Source organism: Blastococcus sp. SYSU DS1024 (assembly GCF_054050795.1).
The window spans coordinates 113,325-133,509 of the sequence record NZ_JBJHAA010000011.1 but is presented as its reverse complement, the minus strand read 5'-3'; the positions used below and the strand labels follow the sequence as shown (position 1 = coordinate 133,509).

Here is a 20,185-nt window from a genome sequence, read left to right as displayed (position 1 = left end):
CAGTGATCACCGGGCCCCGGCCGAGGGTGGGTCGTGCGCCTGCGGCATGGTCACGCGGATCCCGGCCGCCCCCGCCGGGGTGGACGTGCGGGACGTGCTGGCCCGCTGCCTCGACGAGGGGGCGCCGGAACCGCCCGTGCTCCAGCAGCGGGTCGACCGGGTGCTGGCGGCCTTCGCCGAGGCCGGGCTCGTGATCGCCCCGGACGCCGGCGTGCGTTCTCCCGCCTGAGCTCCTCGGCCGCGGGCTGCTGCGACCGTGCGCGCCGGCCGAGGGACCCCTCAGCCCTCCTCGCCGGGCACGGCGGCGGCCAGGCGCTCGCGGGCCCGGTCGAGCCAGTGCTGGCAGACCCGGGCCAGCTCCTCCCCGCGCTCCCAGAGGTTCAGCGACTCCTCGAGCGTCAGGCCGCCGGCCTCCAGTCGCCGCACGACGTCGGCCAGTTCCTCCCGGGCCTGCTCGTAGGTGGTCGTCGGCTCGGGGGTGCGCTCGTCGGCGCTCATGCGGGCTCCTCCTGGACGGTGGTGGCTTCGGTGCCGGGCGGGGTGGTCGCGCTCCGGTCGACGCGGACGGGGAGCCGGCCGCCGGCGACCCGCACCCGCAGCAGCTCGCCGTCGGCCACGTCGCCGGGGTCGCGCACCAGCGCGCCGTCGGCCCGCTGCACGACGGCGTAGCCGCGCTCCAGCGTCGCGGCCGGGGAGAGGGCGGCCACCCGCGCCCGCGCGTGCTCCAGGTCGCGCTCCGCCGCCTCGACGCGGTGGGTGAGCGTCCGGCGGGCGCGGGTGCGCAGGCCGTCGACGTCCTCCTCCCGGCCGTGCAGCAGCCGGTCGGGGGAGGCGAGCACCGGCCGGGTGCGCACCGACTCCAGCCAGCGTTCCTGCTGCTCCAGCCGCGCGGCGACCAGGTGCCGGGCGCGGGCGCGCAGCCCGTCGACCAGCCGCCGCTGCTCGCCGATCTCCGGCACGATCCGGTGGGCGGCATCGGTGGGGGTGGCGGCCCGGACGTCGGCGGCGTGGTCGACGAGCGTCGTGTCGGTCTCGTGGCCGACGGCGGTGACGACCGGGGTGCGGCAACCGGCGACGGCGCGCACCAGGCCCTCGTCGGAGAAGGGCAGCAGATCCTCCACCGAGCCGCCGCCGCGGGCGACCACGATGACCTCCACGGCCGGGTCGGCGTCCAGCTTCCGCAGCCCCTCGATGACGTTCCCGGCCGCCTGCGGCCCCTGGACGACGCAGTGGTGCAGCGCGAAGCGCACCGCGGGCCACCGCCGGCGGGCGGTCACCAGCACGTCCCGCTCGGCGGCGCTGTCCCGGCCGGTGATGAGCCCCACGACGCCGGGTGCGAAGGGCAGCGGCCGCTTCCGGGCCGCGTCGAACAGGCCCTCGGCGGCCAGCAGCCGGCGGATCCGCTCGATGCGGGCGAGCAGTTCACCCAGGCCGACGGCGCGGATCTCGGTGGCCCGCAGGGAGAAGGACCCGCGGGCGACGTAGTAGTCGGGCCGGGCCCGCACGATGACGCGGGCGCCCTCGGTGAGCTCGAGGCCGGGGCGTTCGGCCACCTCGCGGTGGCAGGTGACCGGCACCGACAGGTCGGCCGCCGGGTCGCGCAGGGTGAGGAACACGGTGGCCGCGCCGCCCCGCCGCGACAGCTGGGCGACCTGACCCTCGACCCAGACCTCGCCCAGCCGGCCGATCCAGTCGGCCACCTTGCGAGCCACCGTGCGGACCGGCCACGGTGACTCGGGGGAGGACGGGGCGGTCATGGCCCGAGGGTGTCAGACGGCACGGACACCCCCGGGGCTGCCCCCGCGCCGGTCGCGACGGGGGCGAACTCCTCCCTCAGGTGCCCCGCGGGGCCAGCGGGCTGGACTCGACCGCCTGCTCCTCGAGCTTCTCCAGCCGGTTGCGCAGCATCCGCAGGTACGGCTCGCGCGCGCGGGTGGCCTGCTCGTAGGCCAGCAGGTCCGAGACGGTGGTGAGCTGGTAGCCGCGGAGGCGGCCGCGCAGCTGGGCGATCGAGAAGCTGTCGTAGCCGTCGACGGGTGCCGCCCCGGCGGCCTGGGCGCCGGACAGCTCGCTGCCGCCCTGGGGGTCGTCGGTCGGGGCGGCGGAGCCCTCCCCGACGGCGTCGACGGCCGCCCCCTCGGTGATCGCGGCATCGGTCTCGGTGGTGTCGGTGCCGCCCACGTCGGTGCGCACACCGGTGGCCGCGGCGACCGGGCTGCCGCTCTCGTCGACGGCGACGTCCGGGCCGGCGTTCGTGCCCGTCGCGGCCGTGGCGGTGCCGTCGGTGGCCGCGACCGTCTCGTCGGTGCCGGCGCCTTCCTGCGGCTCCTCGACGGCGGCGATGCCCTCGTCGGTGACCGCCGCGTCGACGGTCGTCACCTCGCCGTCGGCGGTGAGCACGTCGACGCTCTCGCCACCGGCGGGCTCCTCGGCAGCTGCCGCCGGCGCGGGCTCGGACTCCAGCAGCGCCCGCTCCAGGGCGCCGGCGTCCTCGGTGACCACCGCGTCGTCGGAGGCGAGCGCGTCCGCGGGGCCCTGGTCGAGCGGGTCGGTGTCGGGCACCGCGGGGACGACCTCGTCGATGGCGAGCTCGTCGAGCACCTCGTCGGTGCTCGGCGCCTTCTCCGCCGGCAGGTCCGTGAGGCTCTGCTGGGCCTCGTCCGCGCCGTCGGCGAGCTCCTCGAGACCCTCGGCGAGGTCCTCCACCAACTCCTCGCCGAGGTCGTCGATCGCGGCGACCACCGCGTCGGCGGCGGGGTCGTCGGGGAGGTCGGCCACCTCCTCGTCGGTGATCGTGCCGCCGTCGGCGACCCGGTCGAAGGCGGAGCCGCGGTAGCCGGTGGCCGGCTCCACGTCGTCGTCGAAGGTCGCCAACCCCGGCTCGGCGTCGCCGCGCAGCCCGACCAGCAGCTCGTCGCCGCGGGCGACGAACCCGGCGTAGGTCTGCTGCACCTTCATCGCGTGCTGCATCGCCATGCCGATGAGGCGCACGGGCAGACCGGGCAGGGTCTCGGGCAGCTTCCGGGTCTCGTCCAGCACGGTGGCCGCCAGACCGGCGGCGGCGCGGACGACCTCGGGGATCTCACGGGACATGCGCACAGCGTGCCCCAGAACCACCCCTGCGACACACCCGACCAGCATCGATGCGCCCGCCGGGGGGATGTGCCTGGTCACATCCGTGTCCCGCGCCACCCGCGGCCGCCGTCCGGGTCGTCCCGGCCCACCTACCATGGGTGCATGGCTGATCAGCGCGGACGTGTCCTGCTGGCCGATCCCCGGGGCTACTGCGCCGGCGTGGACCGGGCGGTGGTCGCCGTCGAGCGCGCCCTGGAGATCCACGGCGCGCCGGTGTACGTCCGGAAGCAGATCGTCCACAACAAGCACGTCGTCGCCACGCTGGAGCGGCGCGGCGCGATCTTCGTGGAGGAGACCGACGAGGTGCCCGAGGGCTCGGTCGTCGTCTTCAGCGCGCACGGCGTCTCGCCGGCGGTGCACCAGGAGGCGGCCGACCGGCAGCTGCGCACCATCGACGCCACCTGCCCGCTGGTCACCAAGGTGCACCAGGAGGCCAAGCGGTTCGCCCGCGACGACTTCGACATCCTGCTGATCGGCCACCGCGGTCACGAGGAGGTCGAGGGGACCTCCGGTGAGGCGCCCGCGCACATCCAGCTCGTCGACGGGCCCGAGGACGTCGCCAACGTCCAGGTGCGCGACCCGGAGAAGGTCGTGTGGCTGTCCCAGACCACGCTCTCGGTCGACGAGACACTGGCCACCGTCGACCAGCTGAAGAACCGGTTCCCGGGGCTGCAGTCGCCGCCGAGCGACGACATCTGCTACGCCACGCAGAACCGGCAGCAGGCCGTGAAGCAGATGGCCGGCGAGTGCGACCTCGTGCTCGTGGTGGGGTCGACGAACTCGTCGAACTCCGTGCGGCTGGTGGAGGTCGCGCTGGAGGCCGGGGCCCGCGCCAGCTACCTCGTCGACTACGCCGCGGAGATCGACGAGGCGTGGCTGGAGGGCGTCGGCACCGTCGGCGTCACCAGCGGTGCGTCGGTGCCGGAGATCCTGGTGAGCGAGGTGCTGGACTGGCTCGCCGCCCGCGGTTACCCCGACGTGGAGACGGTGAAGGCCGCCGAGGAGCGGCTGGTGTTCGCGCTGCCGCACGAGCTGCGCCGGGCCGAGAAGGCGAAGCTGGACACCGCCGACTGATCCCTGACGACGAAGCCCCGGTCCGCGCGAGCTGCACGGACCGGGGCTTCGTCGTGCAGCGGTCGGTCAGCGGCGGGTGACCAGCCGCACGACGCCCAGCAGGAGGGCGATCGCGGTCGCGACGGCCATCGTCGGGAACCCGCGGACCAGCAGGGTGGCCACGGTGGGCAGATTCAGCGTCGCCGAGGGGGCGAGGACGATGTTCACGAGCGCGACCAGGGTGAAGACCAGCGGCGGCGCGACCATGACGGTCAGCAGGTCCCGGCGCCGGACGAGCAGGGTGGCCGCCGAGACCCCGATCGCCAGCGCGACCAGCGTGATCAGGCCCAGGCCGATGCCGAAGAAGGAGTCGACCGCACCGCCGGCGAGGGTCAGCAGGAAGATGCCGAGCACGGCGAGAGAGCCGCGCAGCCGGCTCTCCGGCGCGGCGGCGGGCGACGCCGTCCGCGCACGGCCGCGCTCCTGCGCGGGGCGCCCGGCGCTCGGCCGCGGCGGGCCGGGCTCGCGACGGCGGGGCCCGGCCGGCTGCGGCCGGTCGTCCGCGTACTCGCGCTCGGCCGCGCGCAGGCGCTCCCCGGCGCGTCCGGGCGCGGGCGCGCCGGCTCGGGACGGGCGTGCGGGGCGGGCCGGGCGTTCGCTGCTGACGGGGGGACGCGGTGCGCGTGCGGGGTACGGCCGATCGGGCCGTCCTCCGCTCTGCCATGCGCCCGCCGTGCTCGATGTGGCCATGGCGCACCTCCGTCCCGCTCCCGTGGACGACCCGGCGGGTCGACCTCCGGGGCAACGGTAGCGACCCGAGCTGGCAGTTCGTGGGAGGAGGCCCCCGCGTCGCAGGCATCCCGTGGTGGCCCAGTAGCGCAGGGTGATGGCTGTGACGGACGGGGTGGACGAGCCCGTCCGCCGGGCCGGTCCGGCGCCCGCGTCAGCCCGACGTGCCGTCGCGCTCCTCGACTCCGGTGGGCTCCAGCCGCCCGAGGTCGTCGGTCGGCCGCAGCGTGCGGATGGTCGCCTCGACCGGGGCCGGTTCCGGCACGGGGGACTCCGCGATCCCCAGGTCGTCGAACCGTCGCGCGGCGGTCAGCACCGAGCGTTCGTAGGAGCCGACCGTCTCGTTGTACCGGGTGAGCGTGGTCGACAGCGCCGAGCCCAGACGGGTGAGGTGCCCGGAGAGCGTGCTGAGGCGGGCGTGCAGTCGCCGGCCCACCTCGAGCACCTGGTCGGCGTCGCGGGCCAGCCGCTCCTGGCGCCAGGAGTAGGCGACGGTGCGCAGCAGGGCCAGCAGGGTGCTCGGCGTCGCGAGCACCACGTCGCGGGCGAAGCCGTACTCGAGCAGGCCGGGCTCGGCCTCCAGCGCCGTCGTCAGGAACCCGTCGGAGGGCACGAACAGGACGGTGAAGGGGGCCGCCGGCCGGAAGGCGGTGGGGTACCGGCGGGCGGCCAGCTGGTCGACGTGGGTGCGCAGCTGCCGGGCGTGGGCCATCACCCGCTGGGCGCGGACGTCGCGGTCCTCGGCCTGCACCGCCTCGATGTAGCCGGTGAACGGGACCTTGGCGTCGACCACGACCTGCCGGCCGTCGGCCAGCGTGACGACGAGGTCGGGGCGGACGCCGGCGCCCTCGTCGTTGGTGCCGGCCGGCTGCTCGACGAAGTCGCAGTGGTCGAGCAGGCCGGCCACCTCGACGACCCGCCGCAGCTGCACCTCGCCCCAGCGGCCCCGGACGTGCGGTGTGCGGAGCGCGGTGACGAGCGCAGCGGTCTCGTGCCGGAGCTGCGCCGACGCCTGGCCGACGGTGCCCATCTGCTCGCGCAGCTCCCCGTGCGCGGTGGCGCGGGCGCGCTCCATGCCGGCCAGCAGCCGGTGGAGGTGGTCGAGCGACTCGTGCACCGGATCCAGGCCCGTGTCCGCCGGCCGGCGGCGGGCGAGCAGGGTGACGACGGTCAGCGTGATCGCGGCGCCGAGGAGCGCGCCCAGGAGGAGCCCGAGGAAGAGGGAAGCGGCGTCCATGGGCGTGACCCTGCCGGAGGGGTCCGACAGTTCCGGCGAGGTGCTGGAACGGCCGCCCTTCAGGGGCCCGCGCCGAGCGTGCGAGGCGTGGGGGGAAGGGCGGCCCTCTCGTCAGCCGGCGGGCACGCCGGCGTGCGCCGCCTCGTGGTCGAGCAGCCAGCGCTTGACCGGCGTCCCCCAGCGGAAGCCGCCCATCCCGCCGCCGGAGCCCAGCACCCGGTGGCAGGGCACGAACAGGGCCGCCGCGTTGCGGGCGCAGGCGTTCGCCGCCGCGCGCACCGCCGCGGGACGGCCGCACCGGGCGGCGAAGGCCGCGTAGGTGTCGGGGGACCCGGCCGGCACGGTGCGCAGCACGTCCCAGGCCTCCTGCAGGAACGGTCCGGAGCGCTGCCGCACCGCGACGGCGTCGATCGCGCCGACCCGGCCGTCGTGGAACTCCTCGACGGCGTCGAGCACGCGCAGGCGGGGAGCCCGCTCGCTGGACACCGGACGGAGGGACGGGTGCACCACGGCCAGCAGATCGGCCACCTCGGCGGTCCAGCCGCTGGCGAGCACGACCTCCCGGCCGTCGGGGTCGGTGTCCACCACGACGGTGAACGCGCCGGGTGCGGTGGCGACGGTGGCGTGCCGGGTGCGGGTCGGGACGGTCATCAGGCGCTCCTCGGGAGGGCGGGTGTGCGGGTGAACAGGGCGGGCGCGGCGAGCGCCCACAGGTGCATCACGGCGTAGGAGCGCCACGGGCGCCAGCGGGTGGCGGCCTCGAGGTCGGAGCTGCCGAGCGCGGCGAGCGACCGGCGCAGCGCGAGGTCGCCGGGCAGCCACACGTCGGGATCGGCGAGGCCGCGCAGGGCGACGAGGGCCGCTGTCCAGGGGCCGATGCCCGGGACGGCGAGCAGCTGCCGGCCGGCCGCCTCCCGGTCGGCGCCGGGGTCGAGGGCGATGTCGCCCCGGTCCAGCGCGGAGGCCAGCGCGGTCACCGTGCGGCGCCGCGCGCCGGTCAGCCCCACCGTGCCGAGGTCGGCGTCGGCGAGCGCGGCGGCCCGGGGGAAGGCGTGGGTGAGCGAGCCGACCGGCTCGGCCAGCGGTGCGCCGGCGGCCAGCAGCCGCGCGGTGAGCGTCCGTGCGCCCGCGACCGACACCTGCTGCCCGAGCACCGCGCGGATCGCCAGCTCCTCGGCGTCGGGCGACGCGGGCACCCGCCGCCCGGGGGCGGCGGCGACCAGCGTGGCCAGCGCGGCGTCGCCCCCCAGGGCCTCGTCGACGGCGGCCGGGTCCGCGTCCAGGTCGAGCATCCGCCGGCACCGGGTCACCGCGGCGCCGAGGTCGCGGAGCTCGGTCAGCCGCAGTCGTGCGGTCACCGCGGCGCTGCCGTCGGCCGCCGGGGACAGCCGGACCACCGCCGGGCCGTGCGGCAGGTCGAGCACCCGCGAGAAGGTGCTCCCGTCCCACTCCTCGAGCCCGGGGACGGCGTGCGCGCCCAGGAAGAGCAAGACCTCCTCGGCGGCGTACGGTGCCCGGGCGGCCAGCCGCAGCGTCAGCCAGCCGGGGTGCCCGGCCGCGGCGCCCCGCCGGGCGCGGCGCAGCTCGGTCGGGGTGGTGGCGAACACCTCGCGCACCGTGTCGTTGAACTGGCGCACGCTGGCGAACCCGGCCGCGAACGCGATGTCGGTCACCGGGAGCCCGGTGGTCTCCAGCAGCACCCGGGCGGTCTGCGCGCGCCGGGCGCGGGCCAGGGCGAGCGCGCCGACGCCGAGCTCCCCGACGAGCAGCCGGTGCAGCTGCCGCTCGGAGTACCCCAGCCGGGCGGCCAGGCCCGGCACCCCGGAGCGCTCCACCTCGCCGTCGGCGATCAGGCGCATGGCCCGCGCGACGACGTCGGCGCGCACGTCCCACTCGGGGGATCCGGGGACGGCGTCGGGACGGCACCGCCGGCACGCCCGGTAGCCGGCCCCCTGCGCGGCGGCCGCCGTGGAGAAGAAGGTGGCGTTGCGGAGGAGCGGCGTGCGGGCCGGGCACGAGGGGCGGCAGTAGATGCCGGTGGTGCGCACCGCGGTGACGAACCACCCGTCGAAGCGCGCGTCCCGGCCGGCGACGGCGCGGTAGCAGCGTTCGTGGTCCAGGAGCTCGCTCACGTCGTCGAGCATGCCAGTGCGAGGTGGTGGCTCCTGGCGGATTTCGGACGCCGCCGTGGGCCGGTGGGGGCTGGCGGCCCGTCCACCGGTCGGTGGACACCGGATCAGCGCTCCGGTCGTTCTCCCGGGGCGGCTCTGCGGCGATGCTGGCTGCATGACGACGACCCATGGGGCGCCCGCCGCGGCGGGTGCGGCGTCCGACCACCGACCGGCCGTGCGGGTGCGCGGCCTGGTCAAGCGGTACGGCGGGCGGGCCGTCGTGGACGGCGTCGACCTCGACGTGCGGCGGGGTGAGGTCTTCGCGCTCCTGGGCCCGAACGGGGCCGGCAAGACCACGACGGTCGAGATCCTGGCCGGGCTCCGGCGGCGGGACGGCGGATCGCTCGAGGTGCTGGGGGAGGACCCGGCCGGTGCCGACCGGCGCTGGCGGGACCGCATCGGCGTCGTCGGGCAGAGCACCGGCACCGGCGACGCGCTCACCGTGCGGGAGACCGTCGACCACTACGCGCACTACCACGCGACCCCCCAGGACAGTGCCGAGCTGCTCGCCGCCGTCGGCCTGGAGGGGACGGCGCGCACGCGCGTCGAGCGGCTCTCCGGCGGGCAGCGGCGCCGGCTGGAGGTGGCACTGGGCGTGCAGGGGCGCCCGGAGCTGCTCTTCCTCGACGAGCCCACGACCGGGCTGGACCCGGCCGCCCGCCGGCAGTTCTGGACGCTGATCGAGGGGCTGCGCGACCGCGGCACCACCGTCCTGCTGACCACCCACTACCTCGACGAGGCCGCGCACCTGGCCGACCGCGTCGGCGTGATCGCGGCGGGCCGGCTGGTGGAGGTCGCCACGCCGGGCGCCCTCGGGGCCGGGCTGCGGCAGGAGGCCACCGTGCGCTGGACCGAGGACGGCGCCGTCCGGGAGGTCGTCACGCGCGAGCCGTCCGCCGTCCTGCGCGACCTGCTGGCCGCGACCCCCACCGGGGAGATCCCCGACCTCACCGTGACCCGCCCCGGCCTGGAGGACGTCTACCTCCGGCTCGTCTCCGAGGGAGCCTCCCGATGACCGATCTGCTGCCCTCCCCGCCGGCGGCCACCCGCCGCCCGGCGCCGCCGAGCGCCCTCACGATCGGGTGGGCCAGGGTCGCCCTGGAGCTGCGGCTGTTCGTCCGCGACCCGGGCCAGCTGGTCTTCTCGTTCGCCTACCCGGTCGTGATGCTGGTGATCTTCGGGTCGATCTTCGGCGACCGGGACGTGGCGCCGGGGGTGGACTTCCGGCAGTACTTCCTGGCCGGGATCGCCGCGACGGGGATCATGCTCACCAGCTTCCAGGCCGTCGGCCTCGCGATCACCGAGGAGCGCGACCGGGGCGACCTGGTGCGGCTGCAGACGCTGGGCACCCCGCCGCTGGCGTACGGGATCGGCAAGGCCGGTCAGGTGGTGCTGACCACCGCCGTCCAGCTGACCGTGCTGCTGGTGGTGGCGGCGACGGTCTACGACGTGCCGATGCCCGGCGACGCCGGCCGCTGGCTGACCTTCGCCTGGGTGGCGGCGCTGGGCATCCTCGCCGGCACGGTCCTCGGCATCGCGGTGTCGTCGTTCGTCGGCAGCGCGCGGGCGGCCGGCACGGGCATCCCTGCGGTCGCGATCGTCCTGCAGTTCTTCTCCGGCGTCTTCTTCGTGTTCTCGGAGCTGCCGGGCTGGATGCAGCAGCTGGCCGCGGTCTTCCCGCTCAAGTGGATGACGCAGGGCATGCGCTCGGTCTTCCTGCCCGACGCGGCCGCGGCCGCCGAGCCCGCGGGCAGCTGGGAGCACGGGACCACTGCCGCGGTGCTGGCCGCATGGGTGATCATCGGCGTCGTGGTCTGCGCCCGCACCTTCCGCTGGCGGCGGAACGCCGGATGAGCCTCCGCAGCCGGCTCGGCGTCGCCTTCCTCCCCCCGGCGGAGGAGGAGGGCGGCGCCGAGCCGCTGTCCGAACGCGGGTGGCAGGCGACCGTCGTCGGGATGCACGTCATCTCGGCGGCGCTGTGGGCGCTGGCCGTGGCGACGGCGGTCGCCGACCACGACGGGAGCCGGCTGGTCGCCGTCCTGGCGGTGCTGGTGGCGTTCGCCCTGGCGTACCTGCTGGCCGGTGCGCCGGCGCTGACCGGCAGCGCACCCGTGCGCGCGGTCGGCTACCTCGCGGTCCTCGTCGCCGGGTTCTGCGCGCTCGGGTTCCTGGCGCCGGGGCTGTTCTTCCTGCTGTTCCTCGCCTACCCGCAGGTGTGGTTCGTGGTCCACGGCCGCATGACCGGGGTGGCGTGGACGGTGCTGCTGGCGGCCGCCACCGCGGTCGGCCCGCTGGTGCGCGCGGTCTCCGGAGAGCTCGCGCGCGAGGTGCTGCTGCAGACCTCCATCAGCCTGCTGTTCAGCCTGGCGCTGGGGTTGTGGGTCAGCCGGGTGCTGCACCAGAGCGCCCACCGCGCCGAGCTCATCGAGCAGCTCGAGCGCACCCGGGCGCAGCTGGCCCGGGCGGAGCACGAGCGCGGTGTGCTGGCCGAGCGGGAGCGGCTGGCGCAGGAGGTGCACGACACCCTCGCGCAGGGCTACACGAGCATCGTCGTCCTGGCGCAGACCGCGGCCGCGCAGCTCGCCGGTGACCCGGTGGCCGCACGCGAGCGCTTTTCCGGCCGGTGGCGCTGGACGGCTCGACCCTGGTCGAGGCGCTGGCGCGCCTGGCCGAGCGGTTCGGGCGGGAGACCGGCCTGCCCGTGCGCGTGGACACCTCCGCGCTGGACGGCGGGCTGGCGCTGCGCCGCGACGAGGAGGTCGTCCTGCTGCGCGGGGCGCAGGAGGCCCTGACCAACGTGCGGCGGCACGCGGCGGCGCGGGCGGTGGTGATCCGCGTGTCGGTGGTCGGCGGCGAGGGCGCGCGGCAGGTGTCGGTGCACGTGGAGGACGACGGGGTGGGTTTCGAACCGTCCCGCGCGCTGGGTGCGGGGCTGGAGGGGCTGCGCGACCGCGTCTCCTCCGTCGGTGGCGAGGTCGACGTGGTGTCGGCGCCCGGCGAGGGCACGCGGGTGACCGTGCGGGTGCCGGCCTCGTGAGCGGGGGTGCCGTGATCCGGGTGGTGGTGGTGGATGACCACCCCGTGGTCCGGGGCGGCCTGGTCGGGTGGCTCGACGCGCAACCCGACCTCGACGTGGTCGGGGAGGCGGGCGACGGGGCCGAGGCGTTGGTGCGGGTGGCCGAGCTGGAGCCGGACGTCGTCCTCATGGACCTGCGCATGCCCCGGATGGACGGCGTCGCCGCGACCGTCCGGATCGGGGTGGAGCATCCCGCGGTGCGGGTGCTGGTGCTCACGACCTACGACACCGACGCCGACATCGTGCGCGCGGTCGAGGCCGGGGCGACCGGCTACCTGCTCAAGGACACCCCGCTGCCGCAGCTGGCCGACGCCGTACGGGCCGCGGCCCGCGGGGAGACCGTGCTGGCGCCGCCGGTCGCCGCGCGGCTGGTCTCGCGGCTGCGGGCCCCGGCCGCCGAGGCGCCGACCGCTCGGGAGCTGGAGGTGCTCGCGGGTGTGGCGCGGGGGCTGACGAACGCCGAGATCGGCCGGCAGCTGTTCATCGGCGAGGCGACGGTGAAGACGCACCTGCTGCGGGTCTTCGCGAAGCTCGGGGTGGACGACCGGACCCGGGCGGTGCTGGTGGCGGTCGAGCGCGGGTTGCTGCCGTCCCCGGGACGGTGACCGCGTGCTCGTCCAGGGCTTCCGCTGATCTGTGGATTCGCCGCTGACCTGGGGATTCGTGCTGCGCGGTGGCGTCGTCGGCGGTTGTATTCGCACATGTTTTCGACAGGTGGGTCCGATGCGCTGGGCCGGCTGGCCGCGGCGCTGGACGACCTCCACCGGAGAACCCGAACGGGCACGAACCGGCTGATCCGGGGCGGACTGGTGTCGATCACCGGCTGCCGTCCCACGCGTGCGCTCGCATCACCGGAGGCGCGGCACCGCGCCACGGTCCGGGGAGGGCGGTCGGGGTGCCGGGATGTCCCCGACGGGCGCTGCCTCCTGGGCGTGGCCGGGGCGCGGCGCAGGAACGGCCGGCCGGCCGAAGTGCCAGCCCTGCCCGTTGTCGACGCCGAGCGACCGGAGCATCTCCGCCTCGGCTGCCGTCTCGACGCCCTCGGCGACGACGCGGGCCCGCAACCCCCGGGCGAAGTCGACCAGCGAGCGCACCAGGACGCTGCGCACGGGATCGGTGTCCAGTCCGCTGACGATGCTGCGGTCGAGCTTGATGACGTCGGGGGAGGTCACGACGATGTGCCGGAGCGAGGAGAAGCCGGCACCGACGTCGTCGATGGCCAGACGCAGGCCGCCCGCCCGGAGCGGAGCGAGGGTCGCGGTCAGCGCGTCGTAGTCGTCGACGGGGTCGTGCTCGGAGAGCTCGAGCAGGATGCGGTCCAGGGGGAGCTCCGCGAGGAGCGCCGCGCACGACGGCGTCAGCAGCGTGCCCGGGGAGACGTTCATGGCGACGTAGCCGTCGACGGAGTCCAGGTGGTCGGCGGCGCGGCGCAGCGCGAGGAGCTCCAGTGCGTCACCCAGCCCGACGCTGTGCGCGTCGGCGAACACGACGTCGGGAGTCTGCTGCCACCCGGCGGGGAACCGGCTCAGCGCCTCCGCACCCACCTGGGCGCCGGTGGCGAGGTCGACGATCGGCTGCAGCGCCACGACCGGACCGCCGTCGGCCATCAGGGGGCCCAGCCGGCGCTCGATCCCCGTCCGCCGGTGCTCCTCCCTGACCTGCGGTTCGATGATGACCGAGGCGGCGGATGCGAGGACGTCCATCAGCGCCTCGTCCCGCTTCGTGAGGTCCTTGTCGGAGGTCAGCCCCGCGGCGCAGAAGGTGCCGTAGAGAGTGCCGTCGGAGAGCGTCACCGGCACCGAGACGTAGCTGCGGATGCGCGGCAGGCGCGCGGCCGGGAGCTTCATCGCCTCGGGGAACTGCTTGAGGTCAGGGATGACCGCGGGCAGCCTGCGGTCGAGGATCGCCTGGCACAGCGACGTCTCCTGGACCTGGGTGGCGCCCTCCTGGAAGAGGAAGGGCACCGAGGACTCCACCACGTCCAGGTGCTGGGAGGTGCCGTCGAGCCGGGAGAGGAACGCGACGGAGAGGTGCAGCGACTTCTTCGCCGTCCGCAGCAGGTCGGCGATCTGCTGCTCGGCGTCCGTACGGTGCTTGCCCACGCTGCATCCCTTCGACCGGTCCACCTCGGGGTCGGTCGATGCGGAAGCGGTCTGGAGCAGTCACCTACCCGGACGGGGGAGGCGCAGCCGGGGCGGCGCCGACGCGGCCTCCCCCGAGGATCAGGCGAGGGAGGCGGTGAAGGTCACGCTGTCGTCGGTGACCGTGGTGCACTCCAGAACCAGGGGCCCGGCGTTGGTGCTCTGGCCCTCGGTGCAGGAGACCTCCTGGTCGCCCACGCTGAAGCTCGCCTCGCCGTCCTGCACCCCGTCGAAGGAGAGGGTGGTGCCGAGCACCTCGACCGACCGGCTGTCGGCGCCCAGCGTCACCGAGCAGGAGTCCCCCGAGCAGTCGACGGCGTCCCCCAACGCGTTGGCGGCCGAGCTCGCCGACGTCGCCGCCGCGTCGGTGTCCTCGAGGACGGAGGAGCCGGTGTTCGCCTCGTCGCCCGTGCACCCGGCCAGCGGGAACAGCAGGAGCGCGCCCCCGACGAGCACTCCACGGACGGTCCTGCGCCTGTGTGCGATGGCCATGAGCCGAGGCTAGATCGGCCGCATCCGGGCCGCTGAGCCATGCAGCGATCGTCATCTGACCGTGACCTGTGTCACAAAACGGACATCACGGGGTGAGGACGATCCCCGACCCCCGGGCCTCCACGGTGACGTGGTCCTCACCGGTCTCGACGTCGGTCAGCGTCTGGCCGAACGGCAGCGGGTCCATGGGGACGACGACGGTGAACCGTTGCCGGAGCAGCAGCCTGCTCGCGCCGTCGAGGAAGGTGCGGGTGTCGACCTGGGTGGGCTGGACGGCGAGGTCCCCGCCTTCGGCGTCGACCACCGCGCGGGCCGAGGCGGACAGCCGGCGACCGAGGACCTCGACGGAGCCGGTCAGCAGGACCTCCCCGTCCGGTGCACCGTCGATGCGCAGCGCACGGCCGGTGGCGTCGAGGTAGGTGTTCAGGTCGTCGTAGCGCAGCGTGGCCACCTGGCGGGTCTGCTCGATGTGGACGATGTCCACGTCCTGGGTGAGGACGTCGTGGAACGGGACGTGGACGCCGGTCAGGTCGGCGCGGATGCGTTCGATGCGCAGGGGGCCGGCGCGCAGGTCGCCGAGGACGATCTCCACCCGCTCGTAGCGGCCGGAGATCACCTGCAGCAGGAAGAAGGTCCCGTGGACGTCCACCTCCGGCCGGTCGAAGACACCGGTGGCGATCTGGATGTTGCGGGCCAGGACCGTCTCCGCCGCCCAGCGGGCCAGCCGGTCGGCGCCCCACAGCACCAGGACGACGCCGACGGCCACGCTCGCCGCCAGCAGCAGGGTCGACCTGCGGGGGCCGCGTCCGGCCTGTCGTTCCGTCGCGGTGCTCATCGCCCGGTGGCCTCCAGGGTCGGCCCGGCCACCCGCCGGCCGCTCGGGGAACGGGCCGCTGTCTCGGCGGTGTCCCGCAACTCCTCGCGGGGGACGGCCTCGGTGCGGATCCGGCGGCTCGGCCAGCTGGCCGAACGGCCCAGGAGCGTGAGCAGCGCGGGGGTGAGCACCGGGCGGACAAGGAAGGTGTCGATCAGCAGCCCCACGCTCATCGTGAAGGCCACCTGCCGGAAGGTGTCCAGCGGGATGATCGCCACCATCGCGAACGTCGTCGCGAGGATCACCCCGGCGGCGCTGATCGCCCGCGCGGTGGCGGGCATGGCCAGCGCGATGGCCTTGCTCAGCGGCAACCGGTTCGCGGCCTCCCAGATGGAGCCCACCGCGAAGACGTTGTAGTCCGAGCCGAGCGCCAGCAGCAGCACGGCGGTGGCGAAGGGCACGTAGAAGGTCAGCCCCGGGTCGTCGAGCCACCCCTGGAAGACCAGCACGGTCAGGCCCACGGCCGCGGCGACGCTCAGGGCGCTGGTGAAGAGCAGGGCGATCGGGGCCACCAGCGCCCGCAGGTAGAGGACCAGCACGAGCAGTTCCACGGCCAGGGCCGCCAGCAGCGTGTACCGGAGGTTGTCCCGCGTGATCTGGGCGAGCTCGGCGGCGATCGCGGTCTGGCCGGTGACCAGCACGTCGGTGTCCCCGAGGCCGGCATCGGCCAGCAGCGGGCCCAGCCGGTCCTCCAGCCTCCGCAGGTCGGCGATGGCCCCCGCGGCCAGCGGGTCGCTGTCGAGGACGACGACGAAGCGCGCGGCGTCGCCGTCCTGGGAGAAGAACACGCCGTAGTTCTCGGGCAGCGGGTTCTGGGCGGGCCCGAGCACCGTGGCCACGCCGGGCTGGGTGGCGAGCCCGCGCTGCACGGACTCCAGCGCGGCGCGGTCCTCGGCGATCCCCGGCCGCTCCAGCACGATCTCCGTGGGTGCCACCACGCCGCGGACACCGGCCTCCTCCAGCACGGCGGCGCCGCGGCTGACGGGGTCGTCGTCGGGCAGGCCGCCGGTGAACGACAGGTCCAGGCGCAGCGAGGTGAGGGGGAGCGCGGCAATCACGAGGACGGCGGTGCCGAGCGCGGCCGCGACCGCCGCGCCACGGCGGCTGACGACGATCCGCACCAGCGGACCGGCGCCGCGGGTGGAGGGCTCCCGGCGGGCGCGCGCGGAATGGGGCACGAACAGCCACCGGCCGAGGATGGCCAGCAGCGCCGGCACGAGCGTGAGGGAGACGACCACCCCGATGACCACGGTCAGCGAGAGGGCCGGCCCGAAGGCGCGGAACAGCTCGTAGTCGGCCGCCAGCAGCGCGGCCGTCCCCGCCGCGACCGTGATGCCGGCGACGGCGATGATCGGGCCCTCGACGGCGACGGCGGCGCGGGCCGCCTCGAGGCGCGGCAGGCCCCGGTCGAGCTCCCGGCGCAGCCCGGAGAAGAACAGCACGCAGTAGTCGGTGATCACGCCGATGAGCAGGGCCGCGATCAGCGGCTGCACCTGGTCGGGCAGGGAGAAGCCGAACGCCGCCGCCAGCACCCCCAGGCTGCGGATGGCGACCAGGTAGCCGAGCCCGGCCGTGAAGAGCACCACGAAGGGTGCGACGACCGACCGGAAGACCAGCCCCACGACGATCGCGATGAGGACCAGGGTGGCGACCTCGAACACGTGGATCCGGGACTGCAGGTAGGACACCTGCTGGATCTGGGCCGGGACGACGCCGGTCACGTAGGTCTGCACGCCGGGCTGGTTCTCGAAGTGCGCGGCGTACTGGCGGGCGAGCGCCGCCGTCTGCGCCAGGGACGTGTACGGCGTGACGTAGAGGTAGGTGACGGCGGTGTCGGAGGTGCCGGTCGGGATCGGGACCGCGGCGGCGATGTTCCCGCGGCCGACGGGCACCGTGCCCTCCAGGTAGTTCTGGGTGAACGACAGGGCCCACAGCGCCACGTCGGCGCGCGTCAGCACGCTCAGGCCGCCCGGGTCGTGCACCACCACCGAGGTGTCGGACAGCACCGGGATCCGGAACAGCTCCAGGCTGCGCTGCTGCGCCTCGACGACGGGGCTGTCGGACGGGACCAGCGAGCCGATGCCGCTGCCGCTGCTGCTCGCCGTGGGCAGGGCCGCCGAGACCCACACGGTGATCAGGATCCAGGCCAGCACGACGAACCAGCGGGCCTTGACGACGGTGGTGCGGTAGGCGGCCGCGAGCAGGCGGAACGGTCCCGCTGCGCGCGTGGGCTGCCGTCCGCCGGTCGTCATGCCGGCGGCGGGGGAGACGTCGTCGGACCGCGCACCTGGCCTCCAGCCTGGCCGATCCCCGGTTGGCACCGCACGCGCAGGGTAACCGTGGGCGGACGGGCCTGCCCGGCGAGCGGAGGGGCGACCATGGCCGAGTCCGGCGCGGGGTCACCGGTGCGACGAGAGGGCTGGCGACGTGCCCTGCGGTGGTGGGGGACGGCGGGGGCCTTCCTGGCGGGGCTGTTCGTGGGGGCGGTCCTCGTGGGGCTGCTCGGCGGGAGCACCGTCGTCGTGCCCGCACCCCTCCCCGCGGAGCCCGACGCCGCCCTGCCCGAGGCCCCGGTCGCGGAGGGCGGCGCCACCGCGGAGGTGTCCATCGACGAGGACTGCCTGCGTGCCGTCAACGCGGCCCAGGACGTGGCAGAGCTCGTCGACGAGCTGGGCGCGGCGATCGCCGACTTCAACGCCGTCCGGATGGACGAGGTCGTGCGGCGGCTGCAGCCCCTCCAGCGGCGGTTGCAGACCAGCGTCGACACCTGCGAGGTGCGCGCGGGGCGGGCCGGCGGGTCGACGCCCGCCCCGACGGGCTCCGCGGCGCCGTCGGATCCGGGCGCGCCGGCGACGCCGTCGCCCACCGACTGATCGGCGGCGACGCAGCGGGCACGGCCTCCCGGCCGCGGCGCCGTAGGCTCGTACCCCGTGAGTCTCACCATCGGGATCGTCGGCCTGCCCAACGTCGGCAAGTCGACCCTGTTCAACGCCCTGACCAAGAACGACGTCCTCGCGGCGAACTACCCGTTCGCGACGATCGAGCCCAACGTCGGTGTGGTCGGCGTGCCCGACCCGCGGCTGGAGAAGCTCGCGGAGATCTTCGGTTCGCAGAAGATCATCCCGGCGACGGTGTCCTTCGTGGACATCGCCGGCATCGTGCGCGGCGCCAGCGAGGGGCAGGGCCTGGGTAACAAGTTCCTGGCGAACATCCGCGAGAGCGACGCGATCTGCCAGGTCATCCGGGTCTTCAGCGACCCCGACGTCGTGCACGTCGAGGGCAAGGTGAGCCCCGCGGACGACATCGAGACGATCAACACCGAGCTCGTGCTGGCCGACATGCAGACGCTGGAGAAGGCGATCCCGCGGCTGGAGAAGGAGGCGAAGAAGGACAAGGAGCGCGCCGCGCTGCTGTCCGCCGCCCAGGACGCGCAGAAGGTGCTGGACGAGGGGAAGACCCTCTTCTCCGCCGGTGTCGACCCCGAGCCGCTGCGTGAGCTGACGCTGCTCACCACCAAGCCGTTCCTCTACGTCTTCAACGTCGATGCCGACGAGCTCGCGAACAGCGAGATGCTCGACGAACTGCGGGCGCTGGTGGCCCCGGCGGAGGCGATCTTCCTCGACGCGCAGACCGAGTCGGAGCTGATCGAGCTGCCGGCCGACGAGGCCGCCGAGCTGCTCGAGTCCATCGGGCAGAGCGAGCCGGGGCTCGACCAGCTGGCGAAGGTCGGCTTCCGCACCCTGGGGTTGCAGACCTACCTCACCGCCGGGCCGAAGGAGTCGCGCGCCTGGACGATCCCGGTGGGTGCGACCGCCCCGCAGGCCGCCGGCGTCATCCACACCGACTTCCAGCGCGGCTTCATCAAGGCCGAGATCGTCAGCTTCGACCAGCTGGTCGAGGCCGGCTCCATGGCCGAGGCCAAGTCCCGCGGCTGGGTGCGCATGGAGGGCAAGGACTACGTCATGGCCGACGGCGACGTCGTGGAGTTCCGCTTCAACGTCTGACCGCGCTCCCCGCCGCGATCGGGTCGGAGCCCGCTAGAGGTACTCCGACAACCGGACGAACCGGAAGCCGTCCGCGGCCAGCCGAGGCAGTGCGGCTGCCACACCCTCCGCGGTGCCGCAGCCGGGCTGGTTCATGTGCCCGATGACGATCGACCCGGCGGAGGCGGTCTGCAGCGCGGCGGCCACCTGGCGGGGGGTGAGCGTCGCCCCGGCATCGCCGTTGACGTCGAAGTTCACCACCGTCTCGCCCACGTCGCCAGCGATGCGGACCGCGACGTCGTCGTAGTGCGCCGTCCCGGACCGGAAGAACCTCGGTGCCACCCCGGTCGCCGTGGTCAGGGTCTGGCGGTTCCCCCAGATCTCGTCGAAGACCTCGCCCGGTCCGGCCGTCCCGGGGATCCCGTACGCGGAGGCGCCCGTCACCGACAGCGGTCGGTGGGCGGTGCCGTGGTTGGCCAGTTCGAAGAGCGGATCGCCGGCGAGCTCCGCGGTGAGGTCGGGGTGGGCGACCACCCATCGCTGGTTGAGGAAGAGCGTGGCCGGGGTCCGGGTCGTCCGCAGCACGTCGATCAGCGCGGCGTCGTAGCCGCTGCCGCGCGCGCCGCCGCATGCATCGAAGGTCAGGGCGATGACCGGGTCCCGCGTCGGCAGCCGGTTCACCACGCCCGGCACGTCGAGCCCGAACGACACGGGCGACACCTTCCCGTAGCGGGCGACGACGTCGGCACGGGACGTGGTCGCGGTGGTCGCCGGCGCGCTCGGCGGCGGCGCGCTGGACGCCTCGCGGCCCGGCACGCCGGCGGACGGGCGCGCCGGGTCCCGTCCGGTCCGAGGCGCGCACGCGCTCAGCAGCCCTGCGGTGGCCAGCAAGAGGAACGCCCGGCGGTGCGGATGCGGGCGGGACGGGATCGCGGTTCGGGGATGCGGGCGCACGCTCGTGCTCATCTCCGGGGACGGCGACGCGGTGGAGCCCGGGCTGCCGCTCAGCCGACCGTCCGGCGGGTCGCCCCCGTGACCCCGCTGGACGAGTACCCGGAGGTCCTCTGACCTGCGATTATGCCGCCGGACCGCGGAGCCGCGTCGATTTCTCGAGGAGCGGCGAGTCGGGCGACGGACGGTCCGACAGCCCTGATCCGGAGCCGGGTGGGACAGTGGCCTACAGCAGCTGCCTCCTGCTGCCGATGTGACCGACGACCCCGCGACGTCGGTGGCC

21 protein-coding genes are annotated in these 20,185 nt (G+C 75.1%); 9 read left to right on the top strand and 12 right to left on the bottom strand.

Annotated features, from left to right (window positions below; genetic code table 11):
- Positions 1 to 46: 46 nt before the first annotated feature.
- A complete protein-coding gene (locus ACI79S_RS12285; protein WP_456593718.1) occupies positions 47 to 229 on the top strand; it encodes a hypothetical protein in 183 nt (60 codons plus the stop codon).
- Positions 230 to 279: 50 nt separating this feature from the next.
- On the opposite strand, the gene ACI79S_RS12280 is transcribed toward ACI79S_RS12285, so the two are convergent.
- From ACI79S_RS12280 to ACI79S_RS12270, 3 genes are all read right to left on the bottom strand, one after another.
- On the bottom strand, positions 280 to 498 hold the full coding sequence (locus ACI79S_RS12280) for an exodeoxyribonuclease VII small subunit (protein WP_456593717.1): 219 nt from the start codon (positions 496 to 498) through the stop codon (positions 280 to 282).
- Positions 495 to 1,757 (bottom strand): exodeoxyribonuclease VII large subunit, encoded by a 1,263-nt coding sequence (gene xseA, locus ACI79S_RS12275; protein WP_456593716.1) that lies wholly within the window; start codon positions 1,755 to 1,757, stop codon positions 495 to 497. Before xseA ends, ACI79S_RS12280 begins: the two co-directional genes overlap by 4 nt.
- A gap of 76 nt (positions 1,758 to 1,833) precedes the next feature.
- Positions 1,834 to 3,093: a hypothetical protein gene (locus ACI79S_RS12270; protein WP_456593715.1), complete on the bottom strand. Its 1,260-nt coding sequence runs from the start codon at positions 3,091 to 3,093 to the stop codon at positions 1,834 to 1,836.
- 144 nt (positions 3,094 to 3,237) lie between these two features.
- Between ACI79S_RS12270 and ACI79S_RS12265 the strand changes: the two genes are divergently transcribed.
- On the top strand, positions 3,238 to 4,209 hold the full coding sequence (locus ACI79S_RS12265; protein ID WP_456593714.1) for a 4-hydroxy-3-methylbut-2-enyl diphosphate reductase: 972 nt from the start codon (positions 3,238 to 3,240) through the stop codon (positions 4,207 to 4,209).
- Between the two features lie 66 nt (positions 4,210 to 4,275).
- Here ACI79S_RS12265 and ACI79S_RS12260 read toward each other — a convergent pair whose 3' ends face one another.
- From ACI79S_RS12260 to ACI79S_RS12245, 4 genes are all read right to left on the bottom strand, one after another.
- The gene (locus ACI79S_RS12260) at positions 4,276 to 4,938 is read right to left on the bottom strand and encodes a DUF6542 domain-containing protein (protein WP_456593713.1); all 663 of its coding nucleotides are present in this window, start codon (positions 4,936 to 4,938) and stop codon (positions 4,276 to 4,278) included.
- A 193-nt stretch (positions 4,939 to 5,131) separates the two neighbouring features.
- A complete protein-coding gene (locus tag ACI79S_RS12255; protein WP_456593712.1) occupies positions 5,132 to 6,214 on the bottom strand; it encodes a DNA recombination protein RmuC in 1,083 nt (360 codons plus the stop codon).
- A 111-nt stretch (positions 6,215 to 6,325) separates the two neighbouring features.
- Entirely contained in the window at positions 6,326 to 6,865 is a 540-nt protein-coding gene (locus ACI79S_RS12250) for a methylated-DNA--[protein]-cysteine S-methyltransferase (protein ID WP_456593711.1), read from the bottom strand.
- Positions 6,865 to 8,346 (bottom strand): DNA-3-methyladenine glycosylase 2 family protein, encoded by a 1,482-nt coding sequence (locus tag ACI79S_RS12245; protein WP_456593710.1) that lies wholly within the window; start codon positions 8,344 to 8,346, stop codon positions 6,865 to 6,867. The genes ACI79S_RS12250 and ACI79S_RS12245 overlap by 1 nt, the downstream gene beginning before the upstream one ends.
- A 154-nt stretch (positions 8,347 to 8,500) precedes the next feature.
- Between ACI79S_RS12245 and ACI79S_RS12240 the strand changes: the two genes are divergently transcribed.
- Genes ACI79S_RS12240 through ACI79S_RS12220 form a run of 5 tightly spaced genes read left to right on the top strand, consistent with a single transcriptional unit; the run spans position 8,501 to position 12,066 of the window.
- On the top strand, positions 8,501 to 9,400 hold the full coding sequence (locus ACI79S_RS12240) for an ABC transporter ATP-binding protein (RefSeq protein WP_456593709.1): 900 nt from the start codon (positions 8,501 to 8,503) through the stop codon (positions 9,398 to 9,400).
- Positions 9,397 to 10,239, top strand: a complete 843-nt coding sequence (locus ACI79S_RS12235; protein WP_456593708.1) for an ABC transporter permease — start codon at positions 9,397 to 9,399, stop codon at positions 10,237 to 10,239. The genes ACI79S_RS12240 and ACI79S_RS12235 overlap by 4 nt, the downstream gene beginning before the upstream one ends.
- Positions 10,236 to 11,177, top strand: coding sequence for a histidine kinase (locus ACI79S_RS12230; RefSeq protein ID WP_456593707.1), 942 nt, complete (start codon positions 10,236 to 10,238; stop codon positions 11,175 to 11,177). Before ACI79S_RS12235 ends, ACI79S_RS12230 begins: the two co-directional genes overlap by 4 nt.
- Positions 11,087 to 11,422: a sensor histidine kinase gene (locus ACI79S_RS12225; protein WP_456593706.1), complete on the top strand. Its 336-nt coding sequence runs from the start codon at positions 11,087 to 11,089 to the stop codon at positions 11,420 to 11,422. The genes ACI79S_RS12230 and ACI79S_RS12225 overlap by 91 nt, the downstream gene beginning before the upstream one ends.
- Positions 11,419 to 12,066, top strand: a complete 648-nt coding sequence (locus tag ACI79S_RS12220) for a response regulator (protein ID WP_456593705.1) — start codon at positions 11,419 to 11,421, stop codon at positions 12,064 to 12,066. Before ACI79S_RS12225 ends, ACI79S_RS12220 begins: the two co-directional genes overlap by 4 nt.
- A 243-nt stretch (positions 12,067 to 12,309) precedes the next feature.
- Here ACI79S_RS12220 and ACI79S_RS12215 read toward each other — a convergent pair whose 3' ends face one another.
- The 4 genes from ACI79S_RS12215 to ACI79S_RS12200 all read right to left on the bottom strand — a co-directional run bounded on the left by ACI79S_RS12215 (position 12,310) and on the right by ACI79S_RS12200 (position 17,220).
- Positions 12,310 to 13,563, bottom strand: a complete 1,254-nt coding sequence (locus tag ACI79S_RS12215) for a sensor domain-containing phosphodiesterase (protein ID WP_456593704.1) — start codon at positions 13,561 to 13,563, stop codon at positions 12,310 to 12,312.
- A gap of 120 nt (positions 13,564 to 13,683) precedes the next feature.
- A complete protein-coding gene (locus ACI79S_RS12210; RefSeq protein ID WP_456593703.1) occupies positions 13,684 to 14,094 on the bottom strand; it encodes a hypothetical protein in 411 nt (136 codons plus the stop codon).
- A gap of 85 nt (positions 14,095 to 14,179) precedes the next feature.
- Entirely contained in the window at positions 14,180 to 14,929 is a 750-nt protein-coding gene (locus tag ACI79S_RS12205) for an LmeA family phospholipid-binding protein (RefSeq protein WP_456593702.1), read from the bottom strand.
- Positions 14,926 to 17,220, bottom strand: coding sequence for an MMPL family transporter (locus tag ACI79S_RS12200; protein WP_456593701.1), 2,295 nt, complete (start codon positions 17,218 to 17,220; stop codon positions 14,926 to 14,928). Before ACI79S_RS12200 ends, ACI79S_RS12205 begins: the two co-directional genes overlap by 4 nt.
- A 126-nt stretch (positions 17,221 to 17,346) precedes the next feature.
- Between ACI79S_RS12200 and ACI79S_RS12195 the strand changes: the two genes are divergently transcribed.
- Together ACI79S_RS12195 and ychF are read left to right on the top strand one after the other, a co-directional pair.
- Positions 17,347 to 17,841: a hypothetical protein gene (locus tag ACI79S_RS12195; protein ID WP_456593700.1), complete on the top strand. Its 495-nt coding sequence runs from the start codon at positions 17,347 to 17,349 to the stop codon at positions 17,839 to 17,841.
- A gap of 57 nt (positions 17,842 to 17,898) precedes the next feature.
- Positions 17,899 to 18,972 (top strand): redox-regulated ATPase YchF, encoded by a 1,074-nt coding sequence (ychF, locus tag ACI79S_RS12190; protein WP_456593699.1) that lies wholly within the window; start codon positions 17,899 to 17,901, stop codon positions 18,970 to 18,972.
- A gap of 33 nt (positions 18,973 to 19,005) precedes the next feature.
- Here ychF and ACI79S_RS12185 read toward each other — a convergent pair whose 3' ends face one another.
- The gene (locus ACI79S_RS12185) at positions 19,006 to 19,662 is read right to left on the bottom strand and encodes a polysaccharide deacetylase family protein (protein ID WP_456593698.1); all 657 of its coding nucleotides are present in this window, start codon (positions 19,660 to 19,662) and stop codon (positions 19,006 to 19,008) included.
- Positions 19,663 to 20,185 lie beyond the last annotated feature (523 nt).

Bases quoted from the DNA above. Each gene is read 5' to 3' on its own strand.
- ACI79S_RS12285 (WP_456593718.1), top strand. From the start codon at position 47: ATGGTCACGCGGATCCCGGCCGCCCCCGCCGGGGTGGACGTGCGGGAC.
- ACI79S_RS12280 (WP_456593717.1), bottom strand. From the start codon at position 498: ATGAGCGCCGACGAGCGCACCCCCGAGCCGACGACCACCTACGAGCAG.
- xseA (WP_456593716.1), bottom strand. From the start codon at position 1,757: ATGACCGCCCCGTCCTCCCCCGAGTCACCGTGGCCGGTCCGCACGGTG.
- ACI79S_RS12270 (WP_456593715.1), bottom strand. From the start codon at position 3,093: ATGTCCCGTGAGATCCCCGAGGTCGTCCGCGCCGCCGCCGGTCTGGCG.
- ACI79S_RS12265 (WP_456593714.1), top strand. From the start codon at position 3,238: ATGGCTGATCAGCGCGGACGTGTCCTGCTGGCCGATCCCCGGGGCTAC.
- ACI79S_RS12260 (WP_456593713.1), bottom strand. From the start codon at position 4,938: ATGGCCACATCGAGCACGGCGGGCGCATGGCAGAGCGGAGGACGGCCC.
- ACI79S_RS12255 (WP_456593712.1), bottom strand. From the start codon at position 6,214: ATGGACGCCGCTTCCCTCTTCCTCGGGCTCCTCCTGGGCGCGCTCCTC.
- ACI79S_RS12250 (WP_456593711.1), bottom strand. From the start codon at position 6,865: ATGACCGTCCCGACCCGCACCCGGCACGCCACCGTCGCCACCGCACCC.
- ACI79S_RS12240 (WP_456593709.1), top strand. From the start codon at position 8,501: ATGACGACGACCCATGGGGCGCCCGCCGCGGCGGGTGCGGCGTCCGAC.
- ACI79S_RS12235 (WP_456593708.1), top strand. From the start codon at position 9,397: ATGACCGATCTGCTGCCCTCCCCGCCGGCGGCCACCCGCCGCCCGGCG.
- ACI79S_RS12230 (WP_456593707.1), top strand. From the start codon at position 10,236: ATGAGCCTCCGCAGCCGGCTCGGCGTCGCCTTCCTCCCCCCGGCGGAG.
- ACI79S_RS12210 (WP_456593703.1), bottom strand. From the start codon at position 14,094: ATGGCCATCGCACACAGGCGCAGGACCGTCCGTGGAGTGCTCGTCGGG.
- ACI79S_RS12205 (WP_456593702.1), bottom strand. From the start codon at position 14,929: ATGAGCACCGCGACGGAACGACAGGCCGGACGCGGCCCCCGCAGGTCG.
- ACI79S_RS12200 (WP_456593701.1), bottom strand. From the start codon at position 17,220: ATGACGACCGGCGGACGGCAGCCCACGCGCGCAGCGGGACCGTTCCGC.
- ACI79S_RS12195 (WP_456593700.1), top strand. From the start codon at position 17,347: ATGGCCGAGTCCGGCGCGGGGTCACCGGTGCGACGAGAGGGCTGGCGA.